This window comes from Acinetobacter sp. ATCC 27244 (assembly GCF_000156555.1).
Lineage (GTDB): Bacteria > Pseudomonadota > Gammaproteobacteria > Pseudomonadales > Moraxellaceae > Acinetobacter > Acinetobacter haemolyticus.
The window spans coordinates 155356-170445 of sequence record NZ_GG665952.1 but is presented as its reverse complement, the minus strand read 5'-3'; the positions used below and the strand labels follow the sequence as shown (position 1 = coordinate 170445).

Genomic DNA, 15090 nt, shown 5'->3' with positions numbered 1-15090 from the left:
AAAAAGAGATTTAATGCCAATCCTGAATTTAAAACTAAACTTAAAATGTGGGGGATTTATTAAATGGTCTAAATATAAGTTCCATTTTATGAATTGAATAAGATAATTATTTAACTATAAGGAGGTACAAATTGAAACTGGTTTATGTTTCTGTGTTATTTGGCGGTGTTTTATCAGGTTGTGTGAGTGTGAGTAAGTTTGATGATCATTCTGCACACCAAATAAAAGCATGTAAAAGCACAAATGATCAAGAAATTAGCGCATTATTTGAAAAATGGAATCAAGATTTACAAAGCGGAAAACCTGAAAGCATTGTAAAGCTTTATGCCCAAGACTCGGTTTTACTTCCAACTTTATCTAATAAATTGAGATTTACCCCTGCTGAAAAGGAAGATTATTTTAAGCATTTTATGGAAAATGCACCTTCGGGAAAGATTGAAACACGATTTATCGATATTGGCTGTAATACTGCATTGGATACAGGGGTCTATACGTTTTCTTTTGCAAAAACAGGAGAGTTTGTAAAAGCCCGTTATAGTTATACCTATCAATGGAATGGTAACCAGTGGTTAATTACGAGTCATCATTCTTCGTTAATGCCAGAGATTTAATAAAATAATATTGTATTAAAAGATGTTTATATAAATTAGAGATAGAATGATATTTATCTCTAATTTTAAATATTAATTTTAGAGTGTGGAGATATAAGGAAGATGCTTGATGTTAAAATGCATCTCAAATTTTTAATACATATTCGCTACTTGATTCTATGTTTCTTGCTGCATGCTCATGATTTTCCTTAGATCCATTTGTTTTATTTGAAAATATTTTAGCTAAATTGATTTATTGATTGCTCGGTTAAGTTACAATTTATGACTCAGCTTAGCAAAATGATTTGATAAGTCAGTGTATTGAAAATGTGAAGGTCTATAACTTGTCCCAACTTCTTACAATCCAAACACGATTAGGTGGTTTTTACCTATTTTACTACGCGATCGTGGGGACGTTTATGCCTTATTGGAATTTATATCTTCAAGATCAGGGCTTTGATTACCAAGAAATAGGAATTTTGTCTTCTATTGCGATTATCACTCGATTTTTTGCACCATTGATTTGGGGCTGGATTGCTGATAAATCGGGTAGACGTATGCTTCTCGTTCGAATTGCAACGTGGATGGAGGCCTGTATTTGGTTTTTAATTTTTATTATTCCAAATAATTTTCAGTCTGTTGCGTTGTTGATGCTGATTTTTAGTTTTTTTCAGAATGCAATTTTAGCCCAATTTGAAGGGGTAACATTATTTTGGTTGGGAGAGAAACGAGCAGAGCTTTATGGGCGAGTGCGAAAATGGGGTTCTGTAGGCTTTATTGTTGGTGTATTTGCTATTGGGGCAATACTTGAAATTATTCCAATATCAATGTTGCCGATCTTACTTCTAGCAATTTCATTTCTTGCTTTCTTATGGTCATTTACAATCCATGAGCCTAAGCATGCACCGAGTTCACAGAAAAAATTAGAACCATTGTGGCCAGTATTAAAGCGGCCAATGATTGCAGCATTTTTTACCATTGAATTTATTTTGTTGTTTTCTCAGGCACCATTTTATAGCTTTTATAGTAATTATTTACATGAGGTCGGATATAGCACTACACAGATTGGAAGTCTGTGGGCGACAGGAGTTATCGCTGAAATCATCATGTTTGCTGTAGCTCATAAACTTTTCTTTAGTCGGTTTTCATGGCGAATATTGGTTGCTGTTTGTCTAATTATGACAAGTGTACGTTGGTTTTTGGTTGGAATCTTTGAAACGAACTATATGGGGCAATTATTGGCGCAATGTTTACATGCATTTAGCTTTGGTTTGTTTCATTTAATTGCGATGAAAGTAATTTTCCAAAATTTTTCAGCAGGCCAACAGGGGCGCGGGCAAGCTTTGTATAGCACGATGTGGGGTTTGGGAGTGGCATCTGGAAGTTTGTTGGCTGGACATTACTGGACGCTTTTATCGGGTGCAACCATTTTCTTGTGTGCAGGTATTATTGTGCTGTTCGGTTTGATCTTGATTTATTGGTTGCCGAATCAGCTTGAGACGGCAACCCCAAAATAATATTAAAGCGATATTTTCTTGTATTGAGGCATCCATGGTTGAGCTTGTTCTAATTGCGCTGCAAGTTGTAACAAGCGATCTTCCCGCCCAAACGGAGCGATAAACTGACTACCAAGTGGTAAACCATGCTTATTCCAATATAAGGGCACTGACATGGCAGGTAAACCTGTAACATTTGCCAGTTGTGTGAATGGCACCCAGCTTAAATTGTCTTGTACCATTTTTTCAACCAGTTTCCCTTGTGCAAGATAATGTGCTTTTCCGAGTTTTAGTAAACCTTTTAGAATGGGTTTCTGCCACGCAGGCGTAGCAATCTCACCATTTTTTGGTGCAACTGAAGCCGTAGTCGGAGTCAAATAAAGGTCATATTTTTCAAAGAAAATGTTCATTTGAGTGCTATAAAGTCCCCAGTTATTGAGGTTGTGAATATATTCAGTTGCTGTTGTTTTAGCACCAAATGCAGCCAAAGCAATGGAGTCAAGCTCAAAGTCCTGATCTGTAGAGCCGGTCATTTGTTTGATTTGTGCTTGCATATAGGAGAATTGGCTAAACCATGTCGTAATAAAGTCTTTTGCTAAAGCAAGTCCATCGATTTTGGGGCGATCTTCCACCACAATATGTCCAAGTGACTCTAAAAGTTTGGCGGTCTGTTGAATGGCTTGAATAGCATCTTTAGATACTTTAGTGCCAATAGGTGATTGGGTGTTAAATGCGATTTTAAGTTTTTTAGGGGATTGCTGGATGATATCCAGATATTTTTGATCGGGCGCCTGAATGGTAAAAAGTGAGCTTTGTTCAGGACCTTGCACTGCATCGAGCATAGCAGCACTGTCACGAACTGTTTTGCTTAAAACATGTTGCATCGCTGCACCATGCATGGCTTCACTATATTGTGGTCCCCATGGTGTACGACCTCGACTTGGTTTAAGCCCAAACAATCCACAATAAGATGCGGGAATGCGGATTGAGCCTCCACCATCTCCAGCACCTGCGATCGGTACAATACCACCTGCCACTGCTGAAGCAGATCCACCCGATGAACCACCACTATTATGTTTTAAATTCCATGGATTATGGCATGCCCCCCAAGCATCGGGTTCCGTAATTCCTTTGATTCCGAACTCTGGTGTATTGGTTCGACCAAAACTAATGATTCCTGCTTTTTCCCAACGGTTTACAATTTCTGCATTAAAATCCGGGGTGTAATTGATTCTTTTTAATGAATGGCTGCCATAAGAAGTGGGTACACCTTGATATTCTTGAAATAAATCTTTTACTAAAAAGGGAACGCCTGTAAATGGTCCCGATAGATTTTGTTTAGTGCGTTGCTTGGCTTGTTCATGCATCGGGATGATAATTGCATTGAGTTTGGGATTAACTTGAGCACTTCGTTCTAGGGCAAGTTCTAATAACTCTACTGCTTGAATTTCTTTATTTTTTACAAGCTGAGCTAAACCAAGACCATCATATTGGACGTATTCAGAAAATTTCATGGCTTTGATCCCTAAAGCTAAATTTTTACAGTAATATTTTGTTCAAATTGAACTTAGCATACCTTAAAAAAGTAAAATCAATAAATAGATTGCACCAGAAAAATATTGTGTTGATATGGTTATGAAGCAGTGTTTTTATTGAAAAATATGCTAAGTTAAAGCCAAGGAATGTTTAGATGATAACTTAAATTAAATCTATGAAAAATATTTATATTATTGGATTCTTGTGTGCTTGCTCAACATGGATATTAGCTGAAACGACAGCAAATACGAGTGTTGTGAACACCCCTCAAATGGCAACAGCGAATAGCATTCGTGTCACAAATCGTCCTGAAATTATGGGGCTTTGGGGAATGGAAATACCAAATAATAAAAAATGTGTTGAGTACTACAATTTTCGTGGTGCAAATGAAGTTGTAATTAGAAGTGGTAAAGAGTGGTCTTATGGAATGTATGACTATCAGCCTTCTGACAATCAATTAGAGCGTTTACCCGCACTTATTTTACAAATCAAATATGATAATAATGAAGTTGATTGTTCAGGCCAGCAAGTTGATCAAACAGGTGAGGTTTCTCAATATTTTGTCAAATGGGCTAATCCTCATACGATAGATTTTTGTGCCAATGAAAAAGGCGACAAGTGCTTTGCAACTTTACGCCGTGTTTTGCCATAAAATATTGATATAAAAAACCTCTTATTCGTAAATAAGAGGTTTTTTTTAAGCAGTTTCAGCTTTTGGTTCAAGCTGTTTTAGCAAATGCTTTTCAAGGTAATGAATATCCATTGCTTGTTCGCAGAAGTTTTTGTCCTTCAAGATCAAATCTTTATGTAATGGGATATTGGTTTTAATACCTGTCAAAATCATTTCATCAAGTGCTTGGCGCATACGTGCAAGTGATGTTTCGCGATCTTTACCATGAGCAATTAATTTTGCAATCATTGAATCATAGTATGGGGGAATGCTGTAGCCTTGATAAATATGAGAATCTAAGCGAATACCTGCACCACCTGGTGCGTAGAAACTATTGATTTGACCTGGTGATGGTAGGAAGGTCGTTGGATCTTCGGCATTGATACGGCATTCGATCGCATGACCTTTCACTTCGATCTCATGTTGTTCAAGGTTTAGACCTAAACCACCAGCAATACGAAGTTGTTGTTCGATGATATCGACTCCAGTCACCATCTCGGTCACAGGATGTTCAACTTGAACACGTGTGTTCATCTCGATAAAGAAGAACTCACCATCTTCAAATAAGAACTCGAATGTACCTGCACCACGATATTGCATGAGCTTACATGCATTGACGCAAGCTTCGAGAATATCAGCACGTGCTTGTTCTGGAAGATTTGGCGCAGGTGCTTCTTCTAATACTTTTTGATGACGACGTTGGAGCGAACAATCACGATCATATAAATGAATTGCATGACCATTTCCATCACCAAGTACTTGAACTTCTACATGGCGAGGTTTTTGTAAAAAGCGTTCCATGTAAACGGTGTCATCACCGAACCACATTTCAGCATCACGTTGGGCAGCTTGAACAGACTCAAGTAATGTATCAACACGCTCAACGATACGCATACCACGACCACCACCACCAGCAGCAGCTTTAACAATCAGCGGGAAACCAATTTCTTTGGCTTCTGCAAGCGCATTGTGGATAGTTACTGCATGGTCACAGCCTGGAACAGTAGGTACGCCTGCCTTTTTCATCGCAATAATCGCCGATACCTTGTTGCCCATGAGGCGGATATGCTCAGGGCGAGGACCGATGAAAATAAAACCAGAATTTTCTACAATTTCAGCAAACTCAGCGTTTTCTGAGAGAAAGCCATAACCAGGATGAATTGCATCAGCACCTGTGATTTCTGCGGCAGTAATAATGGCAGGAATATTTAAATAGCTTTCACTTGTCGTGCCCGGTCCAATACAAACCGCTTCATCTACGAAGCGTAAGTGCATTAAATCTTTATCTGCATCGGAATATATACCAACAGTTTTAATGCCAAGCGTTTTGCAAGCCCGAGTAATTCGTAATGCGATTTCACCACGGTTTGCAATGAGTACTTTTTGCAACATAGAAATCCCCAGACTGATTAAGCGCGGTAGCGGAATAATGGCTGACCAAATTGGATTACATCACCATTTTTCACTAGGATCTCTTCGATAACGCCGCTTTGAGTTGCCTCGATTGGGTTCATGATTTTCATTGCTTCGATGATCCCAAGTGTTTCACCAGCAGAAACCGTCTGACCTACTTTTACAAAAGGTGCCTCACCAGGACTAGGCGCTGCATAGAACACACCTACCATTGGAGATGGTTCAACTGCACCACGCGGTGTTTTTGCAACTGGCGCAGCTGCTGCAGTAGCCGCAGGGGCAGCAACAGGCGCTGCTGCATAAACTGGTGTTGGGCGAGTCAATGAGATGGATTGATCACCTTCCTTAACTTCAATCGCTTGTAAGTCAGATTCAATCATCAAGTCGATGAGCTTCTTGATTTTACGGATATCCATGAGTGAGCATTCCTGAAGGTTTAAATTAATTAGAAGATTGAATTTTTTCGATAGCGTAGTTGAGTGCAAAGGAATAACCTTGTGCACCTAAGCCACAAATCACGCCGATGGCTTTGTCTGATAAATATGAGTGGTGACGAAATGATTCACGCGCATGAACATTTGACAGATGAACCTCAATAAATGGGATCGCAACACCGAGAAGGGCGTCACGTATAGCAACAGAAGTATGGGTGAGTGCAGCAGGGTTAATGATAATGAATTTAACGCCTTCATTTTGCGCCTGATGGATACGATCGACGATCGCACCTTCCCAGTTACTTTGAAATGTATCTAATATCAGTGATGCATGTTTAGCTTGAGCAGTGAGCTGTTGGTTAATATCATCGAGAGTGAGATAACCATAAACTTCTGGTTCGCGCTTTCCTAGTAAGTTTAAATTCGGTCCGTGAATTACCAAAATGGTTGAGCTCATTCAGCCTGCTCCAATTTTAAAACTGCAAATGTTTTTTGCAAGATGTCTGCAAAGTTTGCTTATTATGGCACAAAATTCTGCAATTTTTTATAATTTCATTTAATCGATGAAGAAATTTGCATACCAAGCATGCTGCATATAATGAAAACTTTGCAAGGAAATGGCAATGTTAAAATATGACAAATTTTTCGATATTTTTAAAGTTTAATTATTTTAAACTGAATCGGCTGAAATGGTTCATGGCATTTGTGTAACTCAGCAGTCATTACTGTAAAGCGTTGATTTCGATCATGGGTTTTTCATGATCTATAAATAGTGGATAAGTGTTATAAATATTCAGATTTATTTTTTTTGAAAGATACTAATCTATTGTTTTTATTTTGATTTCTATCTTTATATTTGTTTTTTAATTTCGTGTTGATGACATGAGGAAATGCATTGCAATAAAGTTTTGATTTCAAAGTTAGTTTGATTCTTGGCATATTTTTAATGTTATAAGAAATTGTTTATTCTCTAAGCGGTTTGAGAAAATATGGAATTGGCAAAAGTGATGTGTTTTTATATTTTTGATGGCAGTTAATGACATAAAAATGTCCGAAAAAGATATGCTAGGTTTCGCTAAGATCATCTGACTTAAAAGGCTATATTGATTGGCTTAGCCTTTTTTGGGTCTTTCAAAGCTGTCTTTACTATAAAGACAGCTTTTTTTTGGGCTAAATGTTGCTGTTGAAGCTGATTGCATTTTGATAAGTCTCTAACAAAAGACAGTCTTGTGCTAGATCCAGTTCGGGTCTTTGAGTAGGTTGTGGTGTTTGCCATTTTTGCATCTGTTGAAATAGCCATTCAAAATCTTTAGTTTTCGGTTTTGCATCGATCTGTATAAAGTTTCGAATGATATTTTGGATTTTAAAATATTTTTCAACATGAACCTCAGGTGAGCAATTGAACTGAATGATGTCAAACTCGACTAGCAATCGCCAAACAGGAGAGAAGTCTTTTATTTCCTTCAATTCTTTTTGTGCTCTCAACACTGCACTAGTGAGTGCAATCAAAGTGTTTGGATGTTGTTGAGCCCATTCTTGGGTTACTGCTAGTACTTTATCAGCTACATTTGGGATAATTTCCTGACTCGAACAAACAATATGGCTCAAGCCAAAGACTTCAGCTTGAGTATTCCAAGGTTCACCGACACAAAAACCATCAATCAGGTGGGTGTTGAGTGCTTCGACCATATAAGGTGGCGCTAAGGTTTTGACATCCATCGAATGTGCGAGATCTGCATCGGCGAGTGCTAACCATTCTCTTAAGCAATAATGATGAATGGAGTGCTGAAATACATGTGCTAATGAAAGCGTTTGATGGCCTTTAATTTTTTGCACCAGCTTATGTGCTGAAACTTCAACTGGGTCGTGTTGGTGAATATCTAATTCATAGCAAAGTTTTTGACTCAGGCTAATAAATGCACGGTTTTCGCTCAAAACTAACGGGGTTTGCAATGGTATGCCGATTTGATCTGCACCAACCGCGGCAGCTGGAAGCATTGCAGATAGGCAATGTGCGGCATCGAGCAGCCCAAAAGCAAGGCGATCACGCAGACTTGCCCAAGAAGCTTCTTTAACCAAACTGATATTTAATCCGACATCTTCAAAATAGCCACGTTGTTTGGCCCATAATAAGGCAACACAGTCCAGTAATGGTATGTAGCCAAGCTGCAAGTCTACTTTTTCTAATTCTACTAAATGGCTCATCTATTCATCCTTTAGTTGATTATTTAAAAGTTGTTGCGCATCGAGTAGGCGACGAGCCATCTCACCAATGGTCATGCGATGGCTCATGGCATTTTTTCTGAGCAGCTGAAAGGCAGTGTCTTCACTCAAATCATGTAATTGCATCAATAAAACTTTGGCTTTCTCGATATCTTTGCGATCTGCAAGTTTGGTTTTTGCATCTCTAAGATCGCCTTCAAGTTTTTTATGCTTTTTATATTGTTCAATTGAAATATCTAAGATGGTATGTAGGCGAGACGGTTCTATACCATCAACAATATAAGCAGTTATGCCTGCATCAATCGCTTGTTTAATGGTGTTTTTATCGGTGTTTTTGGTAAACAACACAGTTGGTAGATCAAAGTTACTGACACAGCTTTCGATTACATCACGATGTGGATGATCCATATCGAGTAAGATTACATCTGCTTGCAGATGTTCAAGTTTGAATATATTTAAGTGATCAAGGGTAAAGCAAGCAACCACATCAAAATCATGTTCTATTAAACAGGTTTTAATGTATTCCGCCCGAGCCTGATCATCGTCTATGAGTACGATCTTGAGTTTCGGCATAAGTATAAAAGTCAAACAGTCGGTTTATGCACGTTATGAAGTCAGTGCTGTGGGTTTTATTATTTAAGCAAAATTAATGCCATGAGAAAATTTAATATAGTGCAAAAGTTCCAAAGTCGATCTATTGATGCGCTGTATTGTATCGCTGCTTAAGTATTTAACGAAATAATTATTTGGTTTTATCTGTCTAATTAATTGTGGTGCGCATTTTTGGTGCGCAAAAAGTCATGTTATGAAGCACGTGGAAATGTGCTTTAAAACAGGTCATCTGTATATTTATGTTAAAAAGCACAATTTAGTGCGTGTATAGAAAGCTTAATTTATTGGATAAAATGTATATAAAACAATAATTAATAAGTTATTATCTGCATGGTTTTTTAAATATGGCATGGCATTTGCTTAATATTTATTGAGTCAAAGACGACTTTTCAAAAATGTAAGACGGCCAACGATGTCCGATCTGATCGGTTTGTTTACACAATGGTTTGTGTCAACAAAGCAGTATACGTTCAGTATAGGAGATGGCAATGTCTTTAGATCTATCGGCTAAAAAAGCCACATCAATTAAGTTATTTAACTTTTCTGCTCCAGCGATGCGGGCATTCCATATGAGTTGGCTTGCTTTCTTCGTATGTTTCTTTGCTTGGTTCGCATGCGCACCATTGATGCCAGTGATTGCTGGTGAATTCAATTTAACTATAGATCAAATTGCCAATATTAATATTGCAGCTGTGGCGATCACGATTGTCGTACGACTTATTGTTGGCCCACTGTGTGATAAATATGGCCCGCGTATTACTTATACCGCGTTACTGTTGATCGGAAGTATTCCTGTATTTGGGGTTGCAGCAGCTAATAGTTATGAATCATTCCTATTCTTTCGATTGTTGATTGGTGCAATTGGTGCGAGTTTTGTCATTACGCAATATCACACCAGCATTATGTTTGCTCCAAATGTTGTCGGAACCGCAAATGCGACAACCGCAGGTTGGGGAAATGCAGGTGGTGGTGCGACGCAAGTCTTGATGCCATTGATGCTTGCAGCATTGGTGATGTTTGGTGCTGAGCAGGCAATGGGCTGGAGAGTCGCACTGCTTGTTCCTGGTTTGTTGATGGTCGTTGTTGGGATCTTGTATTGGAAATTTACACAAGATTCTCCACAAGGAAATTTTAAAGAGCTTCGTGAGCACGGTGTCTCGGTTGGTAGCGATAAAAAAGGTGGAATGGCGATTTTGATGCAGGCAGCACGTAATTATCGTGTGTGGATATTGTTTGTTTCTTATGCTGCTTGTTTTGGTATTGAGATTTTTATTCACAACATTATCGCGATGTATTACGTCACGCATTTTGAATTTGGTTTAAAAGAAGCTGGTTTGGCGGCAGGGATCTTTGGTTTGCTTGCACTATTTGCCCGTGCTTTAGGCGGTATGGTTTCAGACAAAGTTGCATTAAAACGTGGTTTGGATGGGCGTACAAAGATTCTATTTTTACTGATTTTAGGTGAGGGTTTATTCCTGATTCTTTTTTCTCAAATGAACAGTGTGACACTGGCAATTTTGAGTATGACGATTTTCGCCTTATTTACCCACATGGCGTGTGGAGCGACTTATGCATTGGTTCCATTTATTGACCGTGAGGCACTAGGTGGTGTTGCAGGCATTATTGGTGCTGGTGGCAATGTTGGTGCAGTTGCAGCAGGGTTCTTATTGAAAGGTATGTTGGATATCCAGACTTGTTTAATGGTCTTAGGTGGCTTGGTTGTTATTGCTGCGGGTTCTGTAATGTTTATTCGCTTCTCAGTAGAGCATAAAGAAAAAGAGCAGCTTCTATTTGAACAAGCACTTATAGAACGCCACGCAGAACAAAACAGCGCAGCTTAATTGCAAGCAGATTTTAGGAGAAACACAATGAAATTAGTGATGATTGGTCACGGTATGGTGGGGCATAAATTCATCGAAGCCATCTTAGAGAAAGCAGATGATGAATTAGAAATTACAATTCTTGCTGAAGAACCTCGCATTGCATATGACCGTGTACATTTGACAGAATATTTTTCTGGTAAATCGGCAAAAGACTTGTCACTTGCACGTTTCGATTTCGCCGATGCACATGGAATTGATCTTCGTTTAAATACCAAAGCGACTGCCATTGATACAACTGAACAAACCATCACAACCAATCATGGTGATGTGATTCATTATGATAAATTGGTGTTGGCAACTGGTTCATACGCATTTGTTCCACCAATTTCGGGTAACGATCGTGAAAATTGCTTTGTATATCGTACGATTGAAGATTTAGATGCAATCCGTGCAGCAAGTCTAAATGCGAAAACAGGTGTGGTTATTGGTGGTGGTTTGCTTGGGTTGGAAGCGGCTAAGGCTTTACGTGATTTAAATCTAGAAACCCATGTGGTTGAGTTTGCTCCACGGTTAATGGCGGTACAGATCGATGATTTAGGCGGAAAAGTATTACGCCGTAAAATCGAAAACTTAGGTGTAAAAGTTCATACTCAAAAAGCGACACAATGTATCGAAGCAGGGAATGACGCTACACACGTAATGAAGTTTGCCGATGGTAGCGAACTTGAAACAGACATTATTTTATTCTCTGCGGGGATTCGTCCGCGTGATGAATTAGCACGTTCAAGTGGTTTAGTGCTTGGTGAGCGTGGTGGTATCAAGATCAATGATTACTGCCAAACCTCTGATGAAAACATTTACGCAATTGGCGAATGTGCACTTTGGGACAATAAAATTTATGGTCTCGTTGCGCCGGGCTATGACATGGCGCGTATTGCAGCCAAGCATATCTTAGCTGAAGAAACACATTGTTTCGCTGGTGCTGATATGAGCACTAAGTTGAAATTGATGGGTGTAGATGTGGCATCGGTTGGTGATGCTCATGGCATGACACCGAATTCGCTTAGCTATTTCTATGCTGATGAAGATGCATTGGTTTATAAGAAAATCGTTGTCGATGCAGACAAAACCAAATTACTGGGTGCAGTACTGGTTGGTGATGCAAAAGAATATAACGATCTTCTACAAATGATGTTGAATGGTATCGCATTGCCAGAAACACCTGAAAGTCTGATCATGCCTGGATTTACTGATTCGGGTGCGAAGGCGGGTGGCAGTGGTGTTGATTTACTTCCAGACAGCGCAACGATTTGTTCATGTAACAACGTATCGAAAGCAGATATTTGCCAAGCCATTTGTGATGGTTCTACCTCTTTAGGTGCTTTAAAGAAATGTACTAAAGCAGCAACAGCATGTGGTGGTTGTGCGCCATTAGTTACTCAAGTTTTAAAGTCTGAGTTACAACGTCAAGGTGTAACGGTTAATAACCATGTTTGTGAGCACTTCCCGTACTCACGTCAAGAGATCTATCACTTGGTGCGTGTCAATGAAATCAAAACATTTGATGATTTGATTCAACAACATGGTCATGGTTTAGGTTGTGATATCTGTAAACCAATGACAGCAAACATTTTGGCATCGTGCTGGAATGACTTTGTATTGGAGCCAACGCACGCAGGTCTACAAGACAGTAATGACTACTACTTAGGAAATATCCAAAAGGATGGTTCATACTCAGTTGTACCGCGTATGGCAGGTGGTGAAGTTACTCCAGATGGTTTGATTGCTGTCGGTCAAATTGCTAAAAAATATAACCTGTATACCAAAATTACAGGTGGTCAACGTGTTGACTTATTTGGTGCTCAACTGCACGAGTTACCATTGATTTGGGAAGAGTTGAATGCAGCAGGCTTCGAGTCAGGTCATGCTTACGGTAAATCATTACGTACAGTGAAATCATGTGTAGGTAGCACTTGGTGCCGTTATGGCGTAGATGATTCTGTTGGTTTAGCGATTGAATTAGAAAACCGCTACAAAGGCTTACGCTCACCGCACAAACTAAAAATGGCTGTGTCAGGTTGTACGCGTGAGTGTGCTGAAGCACAAGGTAAAGATGTCGGTGTCATTGCGACAGAAAAAGGCTGGAACTTGTATGTGTGTGGTAATGGTGGAATGAAACCACGTCATGCAGAGCTTTTAGCGTCTGATCTAGATACTGAAACTTTGATTCGTTATATCGACCGCTTCTTTATGTTCTATATCCAAACCGCCGATCGTTTACAACGTACGAGTGTATGGCGTGACAACATGGAAGGTGGTTTAGATTATCTCAAAGCTGTGATTGTTGATGATTCGCTTGGTCTTGCAGAAGAACTTGAAAATCGCATGGCACATGTCATTGGAACGTATCAAGACGAATGGCGTACTGCGGTAGAGAATCCTGAGATTCGTAAACGCTTCCAAACTTACATTAATGCAAGCGCTGAAGAGCAAGCTGATCCATATATTCAATTTACCGAAGTGCGTGATCAGATCCGTCCATTAAATGAAGCTGAACGTTCAGTTGATCGTATCCCGATGGTAGAAGCATAAGGAGAATCAAAATGACAAATCTAAAAGACATGAATATGCTTCCAGAAAATCAATGGATTGATGTGTGTCATCTTGATGACATCACGCCAAATACAGGTGTAGGTGCGCTTATTGCGGGTCAATCCGTTGCTTTATTCCGTGTAGGGAACGAAAAACGTATTTATGCATTAAGTAATAAAGATCCGTTTAGCCAAGCAAATGTAATGGCGCGCGGTATTATTGGTGATTTACAAGGTGAGCGTGTTATTGCCTCACCGATTTACAAACAACACTTCAGTCTAGCAACAGGTCGATGCCTAGAAGATAAAGATCAAAAGCTTTCTGTTTTTCCAACCAAAATTGAAAATGGTCGAGTTTGGGTAGGTACTGTTCCACAAAAAACTTATATTACCAATAATGGTGTTTCTCAAGAAAAATTGAAGCTCGTTCTGATCGGTAATGGTTTGGCAGGAATGCGCTGTCTAGAGGATTTACTCGACATGGCACCTGATCGTTATGATGTAACGGTGATTGGTGAAGAGCCTTGGGGTAACTATAACCGTATCATGCTTTCACCCGTACTTTCTGGTGAGAAAACCATTGATGACATCATGTTGCACCCACATGCATGGTATAGCGATAAGGGCATCAAGTTTATAGCGGATGATCCTGCTATAAAAATCGATCGTACTCGTAAAGTAGTGCATACACAAAAAGGCGAAAGTGTCGATTACGATCGTTTGATCATTGCAACAGGTTCATCGCCATTTATCCCACCTGTGCAAGGCGTGGATTTGAAAGGTGTGATCAGCTTCCGTGATATTTTCGATGTCAACACTATGATTCAATACGCTGAAAGTAAGAAAAATGCTGTAGTGATTGGTGGTGGTTTGCTTGGCTTAGAAGCTGCATATGGTCTTGTACAACGCGGTATGAATGTTACGGTTCTTCATCTGATGGATCGTATCATGGAGCGTCAGCTTGATGGTCGTGCGAGTCGCATGTTGCGTCAAAGCATCGAAGAAAAAGGTATTAATATTATCACTGAGGCAAATACTGAAGCCTTAATTGGTCAAGATGGTCATGTGAGCCAAGTTCGCCTGAAAGATGGCACGGTGTTGGATGCTGATCTTGTCGTATTTGCAGTCGGTATTCGTCCGAATATTGCCTTGGCTCAAAGTGCTGGTTTACGTTGTAATCGTGGTATTTTGGTCAATGATACCATGCAAACATTTGACCCAAGTATCTATGCGGTGGGCGAGTGTATTGAGCATCGTAATCAGACTTTTGGTCTGGTCGAACCACTGTGGGGGCAAGCATTTATCTGTGCGACGCATTTGGCAGAACACGGTAGTTTAACTTTCAAATCACCAACTGTTCCGACTCAGCTGAAAGTTAGTGGCGTCGATGTATTCTCGGCTGGAAATTTTGAACCGAAAGAAGATTATGAAGACATTATTTTGAATGATGAAAAACGACAAATTTACAAGCGTATCATTATTCAGAAAGATAAAGTCATCGGTGCGGTACTGTTCGGTGATACTGAAGATGGCATGTGGTATGCGGAATTGATTGCAGATCAAACACCAATTTCAACATTTAGAAATAAATTGTTATTTGGTAAGGATTTTGCAATGAAGAAAGCAGGTTAATCATCTTTGGGGTTTAGGTTCCTCGGTGCCTAAACCCAAACAGAACGTGAAATTCAGGCATAGATGAAAT

The 15090-nt window shown here is 39.4% G+C and carries 12 protein-coding genes; 6 read left to right on the top strand and 6 right to left on the bottom strand.

What is annotated here, in order from left to right; all coding sequences use genetic code 11:
• The first annotated feature begins 131 nt into the window (after window positions 1–131).
• A complete protein-coding gene (locus HMPREF0023_RS06075) occupies window positions 132–611 on the top strand; it encodes an SgcJ/EcaC family oxidoreductase (RefSeq protein WP_008941495.1) in 480 nt (159 codons plus the stop codon).
• Window positions 612–934: 323 nt separating this feature from the next.
• The gene (locus HMPREF0023_RS06070; RefSeq protein WP_190319061.1) at window positions 935–2107 is read left to right on the top strand and encodes an MFS transporter; all 1173 of its coding nucleotides are present in this window, start codon (window positions 935–937) and stop codon (window positions 2105–2107) included.
• 2 nt (window positions 2108–2109) lie between these two features.
• On the opposite strand, the gene HMPREF0023_RS06065 is transcribed toward HMPREF0023_RS06070, so the two are convergent.
• Window positions 2110–3600: an amidase gene (locus HMPREF0023_RS06065; protein WP_008941493.1), complete on the bottom strand. Its 1491-nt coding sequence runs from the start codon at window positions 3598–3600 to the stop codon at window positions 2110–2112.
• Window positions 3601–3797: 197 nt separating this feature from the next.
• Between HMPREF0023_RS06065 and HMPREF0023_RS06060 the strand changes: the two genes are divergently transcribed.
• The gene (locus HMPREF0023_RS06060) at window positions 3798–4274 is read left to right on the top strand and encodes a hypothetical protein (RefSeq protein ID WP_008941492.1); all 477 of its coding nucleotides are present in this window, start codon (window positions 3798–3800) and stop codon (window positions 4272–4274) included.
• 45 nt (window positions 4275–4319) lie between these two features.
• Here the strand turns inward: HMPREF0023_RS06060 and accC are convergent, their stop codons facing one another.
• The 5 genes from accC to HMPREF0023_RS06035 all read right to left on the bottom strand — a co-directional run bounded on the left by accC (window position 4320) and on the right by HMPREF0023_RS06035 (window position 8935).
• A complete protein-coding gene (gene accC, locus HMPREF0023_RS06055) occupies window positions 4320–5684 on the bottom strand; it encodes an acetyl-CoA carboxylase biotin carboxylase subunit (RefSeq protein ID WP_004638905.1) in 1365 nt (454 codons plus the stop codon).
• Between the two features lie 17 nt (window positions 5685–5701).
• Window positions 5702–6121, bottom strand: coding sequence for an acetyl-CoA carboxylase biotin carboxyl carrier protein (accB, locus tag HMPREF0023_RS06050; RefSeq protein WP_004638908.1), 420 nt, complete (start codon window positions 6119–6121; stop codon window positions 5702–5704).
• A 25-nt stretch (window positions 6122–6146) separates the two neighbouring features.
• Window positions 6147–6596 carry a type II 3-dehydroquinate dehydratase gene (aroQ, locus tag HMPREF0023_RS06045; RefSeq protein WP_004638910.1) on the bottom strand — a complete coding sequence of 150 codons (450 nt, stop codon included), beginning with the start codon at window positions 6594–6596 and terminating at the stop codon, window positions 6147–6149.
• Between the two features lie 713 nt (window positions 6597–7309).
• Window positions 7310–8344: an ABC transporter substrate-binding protein gene (locus HMPREF0023_RS06040; RefSeq protein WP_005090699.1), complete on the bottom strand. Its 1035-nt coding sequence runs from the start codon at window positions 8342–8344 to the stop codon at window positions 7310–7312.
• Window positions 8345–8935, bottom strand: a complete 591-nt coding sequence (locus HMPREF0023_RS06035; RefSeq protein WP_004638917.1) for an ANTAR domain-containing response regulator — start codon at window positions 8933–8935, stop codon at window positions 8345–8347. It abuts the gene before it with no gap.
• A 527-nt stretch (window positions 8936–9462) separates the two neighbouring features.
• Here HMPREF0023_RS06035 and HMPREF0023_RS06030 point away from each other — a divergent pair.
• Genes HMPREF0023_RS06030 through nirD form a run of 3 tightly spaced genes read left to right on the top strand, consistent with a single transcriptional unit; the run spans window position 9463 to window position 15020 of the window.
• A complete protein-coding gene (locus HMPREF0023_RS06030; RefSeq protein ID WP_005090698.1) occupies window positions 9463–10815 on the top strand; it encodes an MFS transporter in 1353 nt (450 codons plus the stop codon).
• A 27-nt stretch (window positions 10816–10842) separates the two neighbouring features.
• Window positions 10843–13389, top strand: a complete 2547-nt coding sequence (nirB, locus tag HMPREF0023_RS06025) for a nitrite reductase large subunit NirB (RefSeq protein ID WP_017396744.1) — start codon at window positions 10843–10845, stop codon at window positions 13387–13389.
• An 11-nt stretch (window positions 13390–13400) separates the two neighbouring features.
• Entirely contained in the window at window positions 13401–15020 is a 1620-nt protein-coding gene (gene nirD, locus HMPREF0023_RS06020; RefSeq protein ID WP_008941489.1) for a nitrite reductase small subunit NirD, read from the top strand.
• Window positions 15021–15090: the final 70 nt, after the last annotated feature.

Excerpts from the sequence above, each read along its gene's own strand:
- HMPREF0023_RS06060 (WP_008941492.1), top strand. The coding sequence starts at position 3,798 with ATGAAAAATATTTATATTATTGGATTCTTGTGTGCTTGCTCAACATGG.
- nirD (WP_008941489.1), top strand. The coding sequence starts at position 13,401 with ATGACAAATCTAAAAGACATGAATATGCTTCCAGAAAATCAATGGATT.
- HMPREF0023_RS06065 (WP_008941493.1), bottom strand. The coding sequence starts at position 3,600 with ATGAAATTTTCTGAATACGTCCAATATGATGGTCTTGGTTTAGCTCAG.
- HMPREF0023_RS06040 (WP_005090699.1), bottom strand. The coding sequence starts at position 8,344 with ATGAGCCATTTAGTAGAATTAGAAAAAGTAGACTTGCAGCTTGGCTAC.
- aroQ (WP_004638910.1), bottom strand. The coding sequence starts at position 6,596 with ATGAGCTCAACCATTTTGGTAATTCACGGACCGAATTTAAACTTACTA.
- HMPREF0023_RS06035 (WP_004638917.1), bottom strand. The coding sequence starts at position 8,935 with ATGCCGAAACTCAAGATCGTACTCATAGACGATGATCAGGCTCGGGCG.
- accB (WP_004638908.1), bottom strand. The coding sequence starts at position 6,121 with ATGGATATCCGTAAAATCAAGAAGCTCATCGACTTGATGATTGAATCT.
- HMPREF0023_RS06030 (WP_005090698.1), top strand. The coding sequence starts at position 9,463 with ATGTCTTTAGATCTATCGGCTAAAAAAGCCACATCAATTAAGTTATTT.
- nirB (WP_017396744.1), top strand. The coding sequence starts at position 10,843 with ATGAAATTAGTGATGATTGGTCACGGTATGGTGGGGCATAAATTCATC.
- accC (WP_004638905.1), bottom strand. The coding sequence starts at position 5,684 with ATGTTGCAAAAAGTACTCATTGCAAACCGTGGTGAAATCGCATTACGA.